The following is a 12,176-nucleotide window of genomic DNA, read 5'->3' on the forward strand; positions in this document are numbered from 1 at the left end:
AGATCACAAACGATCTCTTTTCATCATTACATATAGCTTAATACAAAGCATTGATATTCATCATATTTTAAGGCATTAACCGTCGAATCTGCCAAGCTGCATCCACTTTTTCATAGCTTAGACGATCGTGTAAACGGTTCGGACGACCTTGCCAAAATTCATAATGTTGTGGTTCTAAACGATAACCACCCCAAAATTCAGGTTTATTCAGCTCAGACTGTTGCTCAACTCGATCATGCAATGCTTGAAAACGTTGTTGTAGTAATTCACGACTTTCGATCACACCACTTTGTGGTGTACTGATATGCGCTGCAATTTGGCTATCACGTGGACGCTTATGATAATAATCGGTGGACTCTTCAAGTGAAATCTTCGTGACATAACCACCAATCCGCACCTGACGCTCTAATTCAGCCCAATAAAATAAAATTTCTGCATAAGGATTAGCAGCTAAATCTAAACCTTTTTGACTGTCATAGTTGGTATAAAAATCATAACCTGCTTCCGTTGCACCACGCAGTAGCACAGTACGCACATGCGGACGACCTTTATCATCCGCAGTCGCCAAAGACATAGCATAAGGTTCATGTAGTTTTGCAGTTAAAGCCAGATTGAACCAATTCAGAAATTGTTCATGTGGATTTGTATCCACTTGATCTTCATGCAGTTCACCCTTTTCATAAGTCAGACGTAGCTCACTTAAATCTTTAATGACATCACTCATGTACCTTATCCCCTTAACTCTTAAGCCTTCGCATTTTGGCGGACTTGATCTGCCAAATGATTTGCAAGATCAGTTACTTCTTGTAAATTATCCCCTTCAACCATAACACGGATCACAGGCTCAGTGCCTGATTTACGAATCAGAATACGACCACGACCTTTCAATTGCTTTTCAGCTTGATCAAATGCGGCAACCAATGCAGGTACAGCAAACGGGTCATACATTTCTTCTAAACGTACATTCACCAAAACATTTGGCAAAAGTTTAAAGTCAGCGATTAATTCATCTAAAGCTTTGTCTTGCTCAACCATAACCGTCAAGACTTGTAGTGCTGCAATGATCGCATCACCTGTGGTACTTTTATCTAAAGTCAAAATATGACCTGAAGGCTCACCACCGATCACCCATTGATTGTCTTCAAGTGCCTGCAATACATAACGGTCACCAACTTTGGCACGAACAAATGGCACTTGTGCTTTTTCAAGTGCAAGTTCTAATGCCATATTGCTCATCACAGTTCCCACAATACCCGCAGGTTTGTTTGCTGCTTGTGTTGCGAGGATATATAAAATCGCATCGCCATCAACCAAGTGACCATGACGATCGACCAAAACTACACGATCCGCATCGCCATCAAAAGCAATACCTAAATCTGCTTGGTGTTGTACCACTGCTTTTTGTAAATTTTCAGGATGGGTTGAGCCACAACCTTCATTAATATTTAAGCCTGTCGGTTCGTTATACAGAGCAATCACTTTTGCACCGAGTTCACGAAATACCGCAGGGCCTACGCTATAGGCTGCACCATGTGCACAATCCACCACAATTTTTAAATGGCGTAAGTTGAAATGGTATGGGAATGTCGACTTACAAAACTCGATATAACGACCATTGGCATCTTTAACACGGACACTTTTACCCAAATTGGCGTTGTCTTCGATCACGATGTCATTTTCTAATTCTTTATTAATCGCTTCCTGAATGGCGTCAGGTAATTTTTTACCTTCATCAGAAAAGAATTTAATCCCATTATCAAAATATGGGTTATGTGAAGCTGAAATTACGATACCCAAATTGGCATGTAAAGCACGGGTCAAATGTGCAATCGCAGGCGTTGGCAAAGGACCAAGCAAATGCACATACACACCTGCTGCATTCAATCCTGCTTGTAAAGCAGCTTCTAAAATATAACCTGACAAACGTGTATCTTTACCCAAAACAACAATAGGCTTAGTTTTTGGACTAATTTGCTTTAATACTTTTCCTGCTGCAAATCCTAATTTTAATGCAAATTCTGGGGTAATTGGGAGTTCACCAAATTTGCCTCGAATCCCGTCTGTACCAAAATAACTCATTTTTTACCCACTTATTTATCGTGTTGTTTAACAGTTGATTTTCAATCGCATTACTTTACACCAAAATAAAAAAACCGTCATAAAATGACGGTTTTTAAATGCAAAATTACAACGAAAAAAGATGTATTAGCCTACACGGTAGTTCGGCGCTTCTTTGGTGATCGTTACATCATGCACGTGTGATTCAGACATACCTGCTGAGGTAATTTTCACAAATTTCGCGTTTTGACGTAGATCTTCAACTGTTGCAGAACCTGTATACCCCATAGATGAACGTAAACCACCCATCATTTGATGCACGATATTGCCCATTGGACCTTTGTACGGTACACGACCTTCGATCCCTTCTGGTACTAATTTTTCAGCGCCCGCTTTTGAGTCTTGGAAATAACGGTCAGCAGAACCTGTTGCACCCGCCATCGCACCCAATGAACCCATACCACGGTATGCCTTATAGTAACGACCTTGGAAGAATTCAACTTCACCTGGTGCTTCTTCAGTACCCGCCATGAGTGAACCCACCATGATGGTACTTGCACCTGCACCAATCGCTTTTGCCATATCGCCTGAGAAGCGAATACCACCATCTGCGATCAATGGAATTTGATCTTTCAATGCATTTGCAACAGAATCAATTGCAGAGATTTGTGGCATACCAATGCCCGCCACAATACGTGTGGTACAAATTGAACCAGGACCGATACCGACTTTAACCGCATCTGCACCTGCATCTAACAATGCCAATGCAGCATCACCTGTTGCAATGTTTCCGCCAATGACTTGCACTTGTGGATAGTTCGCTTTTACCCAACGTACACGCTCGATTACACCTGCAGAATGACCATGTGCAGTATCAACCACAATCGCATCGACACCCGCTTCTACTAATGCTTCAACACGGCTTGGCGTTTCTACACCTGTACCCACCGCAGCACCTACACGTAGACGACCCAAGTCATCTTTACAACTGTTTGGATACAATTCAGCTTTACGGAAGTCAGTCACCGTAATTAAGCCTTTTAGTTCATTATTTTCACCAACCACAATCACTTTTTCGATGCGATTTTTTTGTAAAAGTGCTTGGATATGTTCTTTAGATTCATTTTCACGAACTGTCACAAGACGGTCTTGACCTGTCATGATATTGCTAACAGGTTGTTCAAGATTGGTTTCGAAACGTGTATCACGACCTGTTACGATACCTACCACTTTACCGTCTTTTACAACAGGTACACCACTGATGTTATTTGCTTCTGTAATCGCAATCAACTCACGCACTGTCGTTTCTGGTGTCACAGTAATTGGATCTTTCACCATACCCGCTTCAAATTTTTTCACACGGCGTACTTCTGCAGCCTGAGCAGAAATGTCCATGTTTTTATGCAGGATACCGATACCGCCATTTTGCGCCATTGCAATCGCCATACGTGACTCAGTCACAGTATCCATTGCTGCTGAAACCATAGGAATATTCAGTTGAATGCCGCGGGTAAGGCGTGTCTTTAAAGAGACATCTTTTGGGAGGACAGTAGAATAGGCAGGGAGTAATAAGACATCATCAAAAGTAAGGGCTTCTTGAACGATGGTCAACATAACAGTCTCGCTGGTAATTTCCGTGAGCTATTATATACAAATTTCCGTTTAAATTTCATTTTTTATTGTCTTTTTTAAACTTGCATGGGACTTCCATATATACAAAATTTATCAAACTCTAGAAACTTGAATTGTTATTTTATGTTGAATGAAAAAATAAGACTTACTTTGAAGCATAGACACATGCCATTTCATACGTCTTGGGATCATACAAAATGAGTCTTAAATCCACAAAACGATATTGCACCTCCCATGTTTTGCCACGCAGTGGGAAGTCTTATTTACTCAAACCATAAGTGTCTGTGCACTCTGCATTGCCTATTCCCATTTCACTCATGAGCCAATGGGTTCGCGCCAAAGTAAAAGTACTGGTCGAATAGGCATAATCCGCAAGCAAAGTTAAAGCAATAAAAATACCCAGTCCTTTAACACACTTGGTCGTAGCCATCGTCATTACTTGGCAATACAGGTTCAATTTCAACCAATGGAATCAAGCCATGTGCAAAGCGTGCTTTATTACACTGTACATCGCCTGCTTGAACTTCCTTACAGCTTGAACTGCGTTGTTCATACATCGTACAGCTCACCTGCTGCCCAATCTCACCTGACAACATGACACAACGTGGATTTTTTTGATTGGTGCCTTTCATACATGAATAGACAGGGGTTAATTCTTCCACCACATCATCGGGCATGATCTCTCCTTCTGCCCAATAAAATGACACTCTAAAAAAGGCGCAACACGCCCCACAGCTTAAGCACGCATCCTGTGCTGGGATTTGAGACAACATATTTTTAAAATTCTCGTGGTCAAAAAAACCTCTTCCATTAAGTTACAATGAAAGAGGTTTAAAAAAGATTTTGGCACTGCAAATCTTAAAAATATTTTTTCTTCAACTCAATATTTTTTTCTAATTTTTTGTTCGCTTATTGTGGGCAGGTAAAAACCGTTTCATCCATCAAGTCGATGCCGCACTGTAAATTTTCGATCCAATCCAAAAATTCATTAATCATTGCTTTACCAACAAAAGGCGTTCCATGTTGTGGGACGATCATTTCAATGTCCATTTGTCGTACCATTTTCACCCATAAACGGATAATACGATTTGAACACATATAACGCTGATGAAAACCTTTCATCGTGGGAATATGTGCTGCAAAATTATCAATGGGTTTCGAAGCATCTTTGACCATAGATGCCCCCATATCACCTGAAAATAAAATTTTCGCAATCGGATCATAAAATTGGAAATTACCCACTGAATGTAAAAAGTGTGCAGGCACAACAATAATTTGACTTTGCCCTAGTGTAATTGAGCCCCCTTGGTCAGGTAATTCGATCAGACGCTCTAACCATCCACCTTTCATGCGATCACTCATAAATGCTGAGTTTAAATGCGGTAGGAAACGTGCCCATAATTTTGAAGCCACCACTTTGGCATCTGTATAAACGAGCCAACGTGGCATAGAGGTAATAATGTCAGGGTCTTGATGCGATGCCATAACATAATCAAGATTTTGCAAACGCGTATATTTATTGAGTTCCATCGTGAGGGGCACATAGGTCAAATCACCACCGGGATCTAACACTGCTGCTCTTTCATGATCTAAAATTAAAAACTGATTGGCTTGTACACCTTCACCTTTAACTAAACTCGTAAAACTAATGCATTTATGTGTACCATTATCAAACAGTACTTGCGATGTGGTGCGATCTAAAGCCATACCCCAACCTCTAAAAATTATTTATATATTTCACTTCTTTCATTTTCTTTTTCTACAAGCAATCAGACATTTATAGTACAATATGTCATTCAAACAATTTATAGATGAGAACCCCGATGAAAGAATACGAAAGCGTATTTTAAATTCCTTATAATTTATAAGTATTATGATCAAATTACAATTAAAACCCAATGTCAGATATCGAAATTTTGCAGTCATATTTAATAAATAGCATTGAGCTGATGAACAACTCAATGCAGCTGCAAAACCAAAATGATTTAACGATGAACTTTTAGAAAAAATAATGCTGTACTAAAGCGGCAACACCGATCACCAAGAAAATCAATGCACCAATTTTATGAATCAAAGAAATTGGTAATTTTTCTGCGAGTTTATTGCCAATAAATACCGCAGGTGCATTCACCAACATAATCCCTAATGTTGTCCCTAAAGTTACCCAACCGATACTGTCAAAACGAGCAGCTAAAGCAACGGTTGCGATTTGCGTTTTATCACCAATTTCTGCCAGAAAGAACAACACAAAAGTTGCCCCAAACACACCGTATTTTTGCCATTTGTTAATACTTTCAGACTCATCATCCAACTCATCTGGAATCAACATCCAACCTGCCATCGCAATAAAGCCAAGTGATACAATCCAAAGCAGTACTGTTGGACTCAACACAGTGGTAATCCATTGTCCTAGCAGTGCAGAAACCCCATGGTTAACTACAGTGGCCAAGAAAATAGCGATCAGAATCGGTATAGGTTTGCGAAATTTTGCCGCAAGAAGTAACGCAAGTAATTGTGTTTTATCACCCATTTCAGATAGGGCAACGACAACAAGCGAGATGAGGAAGGCATGTAACATGTCATATTCTCAGGCTAGCAATATTTACCAATGACTTATCCCTCCTGCTAGCCTTGTATCATGATATTTACCATGACATGCGGAGTGATAAATCAAAGGTCTTGCCAACAAAAGATATGCTTAAAAAGCAGATTGGTTCTTTGCTATGATGACCATGTTCTGTTGAACAATTATGTTGACCATCACCTATTCACAACTAAAATGCATGTGAATAGCGGCTACTCCCCAATGAAGTGTAGAACTAGTTTACAATGTCTATAAAAATTTTACAGCTATTTTTCCAATAATTTACTTGAAAGACCTATCTTCACTCATGACGACAACCCATTTTTCCGAATATGTTGAGCAACACTCATCTCCTCAAACGATTTTTGTCCTTGGTGGTGGTCCTTCATTAAAAAAACATGATTTGACACCACTGAATACACCCGAACATTTCGTCATCTGCTGCAATCAAGCATTTCAACTGATTCCATCAGCAAAAATCACTCATCACAGTGACTATGCGTGGTGGGAGCAATATCAGTCTCGCTTAGCAAGCGAATTTCGAGGTGATTTCATCACAGGCTGTGGTCTAGGTAATAGCAAAACTTATCCTAAAGCGGTGACCGAACTCAAAATTACGCCACCGACACAGTGGGAACAGCTCTTTAGCTCAACGATGCAGGTCTACGGCAATAACTGCGGCTTGCAGGCAATGTGTATTGCCCATTTATTTCAACCACAAAATATTGTGCTCATTGGCTTTGATTTCAAAACTGAAAATGGACAAAGTCATGGCTATGCAACAGAAAATTCTGCCTCAATAAAACGTTATGAATCTTTTTGGCGTATGTTTTTGAGGGATTTTGCTGATTTTGAAAAAATTAAAGCCAAACAATGGAAAAAAGTATTTACTGACCGCCCTTTACCTAGCATTTGGAATATCAATCCTGATTCAACCTTGTCAATTTATGATCGAAGCAAAAATTTGAGCGATTTTCTATAAATTTTAAACTTAGTCAAAATAAAACCCCGCCGTAGCGAGGTTCTCATTCAGATTAAAAATTTAATTTATAGCAAAATATTACGGATATCTGCCAATAATTTAGTCAGCTTATTGGTGAAACGTGCTGCATCTGCACCATTAATCACACGGTGATCATAAGACAATGAAAGCGGCAACATCAGTTTTGGATCAAAAGCCTCACCATTCCATACAGGTTGCATAGTCGCAGGTGAAATACCCAAAATCGCCACTTGCGGCCAGTTCACTAATGGTGTGAATGCTGTGCCACCAATGGAGCCTAAGCTGGTAATGGTAAAGTTAGCCCCTTGTAAATCTTTCGGTGAAAGTTTTTTATCACGGGCTTTTTTACTGAGCTCACCCAATTCAATCGCAATTTGCTTAATTGATTTTTGGTCAGGGTTACGCAGTACAGGAACAGTCAAGCCATCTGGTGTTGCAACCGCAATACCCATATGAATTTCATGACGTAGCACAACTGACTTTTGATCATCAGCCAAGTGCCCTGCAAAATAAGGTTCTTCTTTCAACAAGAATGCCACCGCTTTAGCAATGAATGCCAAAATCGTCAGGCTAATACCATCTTGCTTGAATTTACCTTTCAGTTCACCACGCCAAGCTTCAAGTTCAGTAATGTCTGCCAAATCAAACTGCGTCACTTGTGGAATAAAGTTATTCAATGACAATTGTGGTACTGACACTTGCTGTAAACGCGTCATTGGTGCAATTTCACTGCCACCAAATGCACTAAAGTCAGGCAATGCAGGCAAGCCTGAAGCAACCTGAGTCACTGCTGCTTGTGGTGCAGATGGTGGTGCAGTTAAGCGTTGTTTAACATAAGCAAAAACATCTTCTTTGACGACACGATCATGCGGACCTGAAGACTCAACTTGCGCTAACAATACACCAAGTTCACGAGCCAGTTTACGTACAGCAGGACCCGCATAGACTTTGGCATTTTCAGCCTGTTGTTCTTTGCTCAGTTTATCCGAGGTATGGGCAAGATGTGCTTGCGGCTCTACTACTTTTTCTGCTTTTGGTGCAGCTTTTGTTTCAGTCTGTGCTGCAGCTGCTTTTTCTTTAGCAACTTCAGAAGGTTTGACATCAGCAACCCCATCAATCGTCACTAAAGGCATGCCTTGTTTGACGTCTTGGTTTTCACTTACATGAATTGCTTTGATCGTGCCCGCAACGGTACTTGGTACTTCAACTGAAGCTTTATCGGACTCAACAACAACCAAACTCTGATCTTTTTCAACACGATCACCGACGCTGACCAAAATCTCAGACAAAGATGCTTTATCTACACCCAAATCAGGTACAGCAATCTCTACAGGGCCGGCTTGTACAGTTGTTGCCTCAGCTTTCGGCGCTTCAGCAGGCGTAGATGCTACAGGGCTCGCTTTGGTTTCAGCAACTGCCACAGTCTCTTGGGCAACTGATACTGTTTTCACAGTAATTAAAACCACACCCTCTTTGACACTGTCGCCTTCTTTGACGATCACGCTTTCTACAGTACCTGCAACCGTGCTCGGGACTTCTACAGTGGCTTTGTCAGATTCAACCACCACGATGCTGTCATCAACCGCGATTTCATCGCCTGCTTTCACCAAAATCTCACCGACCAGTGCTTTTTCCACACCAATGTCAGGGACTTTGACTTCAACAGTTTGCGATGTTGTTATAGGAGATGCTGTTTCAGCTTTGGGCTGTTCAGCAACCGTTTCTGCTTGTGTAGGTTCTACTTCTACTTTTTCTTCGACTTGCGTAGATTCTGATTGCGTTGCTTCCGCTTCAGCAGATTCAACTTCAATCAGCACTGCACCTTCAGAAACTTCATCCCCTTCAGTAACTGCAATGTTTTTAACCACGCCTGCCGAAGTGCTTGGCACTTCAACAGAGGCTTTATCCGATTCGAGTAATACAATACTGTCATCTACAGCAATCGTATCACCCACTTTTACCAAAATCTCAGCGACAGTGGCTTTATCTACACCAATATCAGGAGTTTTAACTTGCATTATTTATTCTCCTCAGTTGGTTCTGCATATGCTGCAACATCTTGTACTGAAGGATGCGCCTGTGGTAACCAAGCCACTGGACGATCAACATCAAGTTCAAATGAAGAAATCGCATCTTTCACTAAACGTGGATCTACTTCGCCTTCATCTGCGAGTTTTTTCAGCGTTGCAACCACAATGTGTGCAGCATCAACACCAAAATAACTACGCAAATTGCCACGAGTATCTGAACGACCATAACCATCTGTACCCAAAGTCACATATGGACGGCTGTCTGGCAAATAAGCACGGATCTGTTCACTGTATGCGCGCATATGATCGGTTGCTGCAACCACAATACCATCTGTGCCACGGAGTTGCTGCGATACCCAAGACTCTTGACCATCTTCAAGTGGATGTAAACGGTTGTATTCTTCAACTGCCATACCATCGCGTGCTAACTCGTTAAAGCTTGTCGCACTCCAAATATTGGCATGAATTTGATATTCATCTTTTAAGATTTGTGCAGCTTTAATCACTTCACGCAGAATCACACCTGAACCAATCAACTGAACTGTCGCTTTGTCATCTTTTTCGAATAAATACAGACCTTTTTTAATACCTTCAATCGCTTCTTGTGGCAATGCAGGCTGATCGTAGTTTTCATTCATTAGTGTCAAGTAATAGAACACACGCTCTTGATTGACATACATGCGTTGTAAACCATCATGCACAATCACGGCCAACTCATAACCAAAGCAAGGATCATAAGCCACACAGTTTGGAATCGTTGCAGCTAAAATATGTGAATGACCATCTTGGTGCTGTAAGCCTTCGCCATTCAGAGTTGTACGACCTGCAGTTGCACCACACAAGAAACCTTGTGCTTGAGAGTCACCCGCTGCCCATGCAATATCACCAATACGTTGGAAACCGAACATTGAGTAGTACATATACATCGGGATCATTGGCAAATTATTGGTTGAATAACTTGTACCTAATGCCGACCAAGCACTCATCGCCCCTGCTTCATTGATCCCTTCTTGTAACATGTGACCATCTTTTGCTTCACGATAGTTCATGAGCTGTTCTTGGTCTTCAGGAGTATAGTTCTGACCATGTGCAGCATAGATACCCAGCTGACGGAACATACCTTCTAAACCGAAAGTACGTGCTTCATCAGGTACAATTGGCACAACACGATCTTTAATCGCTTTTTCTTTCAACAATGCAGCAATCAAACGCACCATCACCATAGTCGTTGATTGTTCTTTACCGCCACTGCCTTTGAGCACACCATCAAAAACTGAAAGTTCAGGAATCGCCAACGCTTCACTTTCTTTACGACGTGCAGGTAGATAACCACCTAATGCTTCACGGCGTGCTTTCATGTATTTCAATTCAGGAGAGTTTTCACCCGGACGATAGAAAGGTAGCTCTTCCAAGTCTTCATCTTTAAATGGCAGATTGAAACGGTTACGGAAATACTTCAATGATTCCAAATGCATTTTCTTGATTTGGTGCGTTTTGTTAACCGCTTCAATTTCTTCAGACAAACCATAACCTTTTACGGTTTTTGCCAAAATCACTGTAGGTTGGCCATTACTCGTCATCGCTGCGGCATAAGCTGCATACACTTTGTATGGATCATGACCACCACGATTGAGATTTTCAATATCTTCATCGCTCAAAGCTTTAACAAGCGCTTCCGCTTCAGGATATTTACCAAAGAAATGCTCACGCGTATATCCACCACCTTTCACTTGGTAACGCTGATAATCACCATCTAATGCTTCCTCCATACGCGCTTTCAAAGCACCTGAAGCATCTTTATCTAATAAAGGATCCCAATGACGACCCCAGACGACTTTAATCACACGCCAGCCTGCACCACGGAATAATGATTCAAGTTCTTGAATAATCTTACCGTTACCACGTACAGGGCCATCAAGGCGCTGTAAGTTACAGTTCACCACCCAAATGAGATTGTCTAATTTTTCACGACCTGCGAGTGAAATGGCACCTAAACTTTCTGGTTCATCCATCTCACCATCACCGAGGTAAGCCCAAACTTTGCGATCTTCTTCTTTGATTAAACCACGATTCATCAAATATTTTTGAATATGTGCTTGATAAATTGACATGATTGGCCCCAAACCCATCGATACGGTTGGGAACTGCCAATAATCAGGCATCAAATAAGGATGTGGGTAACTTGAAAGACCTTGACCACCGACTTCACGACGGAAATTATTGAGCTGATCTTCAGTCAAACGCCCTTCTAAATAAGAACGTGCATAAATCCCTGGTGCACAGTGACCTTGATAGTAAATCATGTCACCACCAAAGTGATCACTATTGGCGCGGAAGAAGTAGTTAAAGCCAACATCATACAACGTCGCAGAAGATGCAAAACTTGCCAAGTGACCACCTAAATCATCACCTGTTTTGTTGGCACGTAAAACCATTGCCAATGCATTCCAACGGATGAGCGCACGGATACGACGCTCCATATCTGGATCACCTGGCATAGCAGGTTGTTCTTCTACTGGGATCGTATTTAAGTAAGGAGTATTTAGTCGCTGAATAGGGACATGCTTCGAAATTGCTTGTTGGTATAATTTTTCGAGCAAAAAAGCAGCACGTTCACTGCCCATATGTTGCAACACAGAATCAAAGGCATCTTGCCATTCTTGTGTTTCCTGTGCGTCAGTATCACCATAATACGCCATGTTTCACCTACTCCTTAGACTAATTTTCTATATCTTATATGTATCATGTTTTAGAGGTGTTAAGTTATCGTTACAGATGAATGTAGAGCTGTTGTATTATTTAGTAGCTAAATACATACTGACCAAATATCACACAAAGCAACAAAAAACCGCCAATAAAGGCGGTTTTA

The 12,176-nt window shown here is 41.1% G+C and carries 10 protein-coding genes and 1 riboswitch; of the genes, 1 reads left to right on the plus strand and 9 read right to left on the minus strand.

From position 1 onward, the window contains the following. Positions 1-67: 67 nt before the first annotated feature. The 7 genes from pdxH to HX129_RS09465 form a co-directional block, all read right to left on the minus strand. Positions 68-724, minus strand: coding sequence for a pyridoxamine 5'-phosphate oxidase (gene pdxH / locus HX129_RS09435; protein WP_130072372.1), 657 nt, complete (start codon positions 722-724; stop codon positions 68-70). Between the two features lie 20 nt (positions 725-744). Then, positions 745-2,079, minus strand: a complete 1,335-nt coding sequence (glmM, locus tag HX129_RS09440; RefSeq protein WP_286434327.1) for a phosphoglucosamine mutase — start codon at positions 2,077-2,079, stop codon at positions 745-747. A gap of 126 nt (positions 2,080-2,205) precedes the next feature. Then, positions 2,206-3,672: an IMP dehydrogenase gene (gene guaB / locus HX129_RS09445; RefSeq protein WP_130072374.1), complete on the minus strand. Its 1,467-nt coding sequence runs from the start codon at positions 3,670-3,672 to the stop codon at positions 2,206-2,208. Positions 3,673-3,949: 277 nt separating this feature from the next. Then, positions 3,950-4,120: a hypothetical protein gene (locus HX129_RS09450; protein WP_174493950.1), complete on the minus strand. Its 171-nt coding sequence runs from the start codon at positions 4,118-4,120 to the stop codon at positions 3,950-3,952. Next, positions 4,098-4,463: a YkgJ family cysteine cluster protein gene (locus tag HX129_RS09455; RefSeq protein WP_286434328.1), complete on the minus strand. Its 366-nt coding sequence runs from the start codon at positions 4,461-4,463 to the stop codon at positions 4,098-4,100. The genes HX129_RS09450 and HX129_RS09455 overlap by 23 nt, the downstream gene beginning before the upstream one ends. A gap of 136 nt (positions 4,464-4,599) precedes the next feature. Beyond that, complete coding sequence (locus HX129_RS09460; protein WP_130072376.1) at positions 4,600-5,397, minus strand: oxygen-binding di-iron domain-containing protein; 798 nt, start codon at positions 5,395-5,397, stop codon at positions 4,600-4,602. 292 nt (positions 5,398-5,689) lie between these two features. Continuing rightward, entirely contained in the window at positions 5,690-6,268 is a 579-nt protein-coding gene (locus tag HX129_RS09465) for a TMEM165/GDT1 family protein (protein WP_130072377.1), read from the minus strand. Positions 6,269-6,358: 90 nt separating this feature from the next. Further along, positions 6,359-6,507: riboswitch (yybP-ykoY riboswitch) on the minus strand. A 74-nt stretch (positions 6,508-6,581) separates the two neighbouring features. Here HX129_RS09465 and HX129_RS09470 point away from each other — a divergent pair. After that, the gene (locus HX129_RS09470) at positions 6,582-7,256 is read left to right on the plus strand and encodes a methyltransferase type 11 (RefSeq protein WP_286434330.1); all 675 of its coding nucleotides are present in this window, start codon (positions 6,582-6,584) and stop codon (positions 7,254-7,256) included. A 65-nt stretch (positions 7,257-7,321) separates the two neighbouring features. Here HX129_RS09470 and HX129_RS09475 read toward each other — a convergent pair whose 3' ends face one another. Then, positions 7,322-9,295 (minus strand): 2-oxo acid dehydrogenase subunit E2, encoded by a 1,974-nt coding sequence (locus HX129_RS09475; protein ID WP_286436166.1) that lies wholly within the window; start codon positions 9,293-9,295, stop codon positions 7,322-7,324. Continuing rightward, positions 9,295-12,006 (minus strand): pyruvate dehydrogenase (acetyl-transferring), homodimeric type, encoded by a 2,712-nt coding sequence (gene aceE, locus HX129_RS09480; RefSeq protein ID WP_130072380.1) that lies wholly within the window; start codon positions 12,004-12,006, stop codon positions 9,295-9,297. Before aceE ends, HX129_RS09475 begins: the two co-directional genes overlap by 1 nt. Between the last annotated feature and the right edge of the window lie 170 nt (positions 12,007-12,176).

Origin of the sequence: Acinetobacter sp. 251-1 (genome assembly GCF_030329305.1) — a bacterium.
Taxonomy (GTDB): Bacteria; Pseudomonadota; Gammaproteobacteria; order Pseudomonadales; family Moraxellaceae; genus Acinetobacter; species Acinetobacter piscicola_A.

Bases quoted from the DNA above. Each gene is read 5' to 3' on its own strand.
- pdxH (WP_130072372.1), bottom strand. From the start codon at position 724: ATGAGTGATGTCATTAAAGATTTAAGTGAGCTACGTCTGACTTATGAA.
- glmM (WP_286434327.1), bottom strand. From the start codon at position 2,079: ATGAGTTATTTTGGTACAGACGGGATTCGAGGCAAATTTGGTGAACTC.
- guaB (WP_130072374.1), bottom strand. From the start codon at position 3,672: ATGTTGACCATCGTTCAAGAAGCCCTTACTTTTGATGATGTCTTATTA.
- HX129_RS09450 (WP_174493950.1), bottom strand. From the start codon at position 4,120: ATGGCTACGACCAAGTGTGTTAAAGGACTGGGTATTTTTATTGCTTTA.
- HX129_RS09455 (WP_286434328.1), bottom strand. From the start codon at position 4,463: ATGTTGTCTCAAATCCCAGCACAGGATGCGTGCTTAAGCTGTGGGGCG.
- HX129_RS09460 (WP_130072376.1), bottom strand. From the start codon at position 5,397: ATGGCTTTAGATCGCACCACATCGCAAGTACTGTTTGATAATGGTACA.
- HX129_RS09465 (WP_130072377.1), bottom strand. From the start codon at position 6,268: ATGTTACATGCCTTCCTCATCTCGCTTGTTGTCGTTGCCCTATCTGAA.
- HX129_RS09470 (WP_286434330.1), top strand. From the start codon at position 6,582: ATGACGACAACCCATTTTTCCGAATATGTTGAGCAACACTCATCTCCT.
- HX129_RS09475 (WP_286436166.1), bottom strand. From the start codon at position 9,295: ATGCAAGTTAAAACTCCTGATATTGGTGTAGATAAAGCCACTGTCGCT.
- aceE (WP_130072380.1), bottom strand. From the start codon at position 12,006: ATGGCGTATTATGGTGATACTGACGCACAGGAAACACAAGAATGGCAA.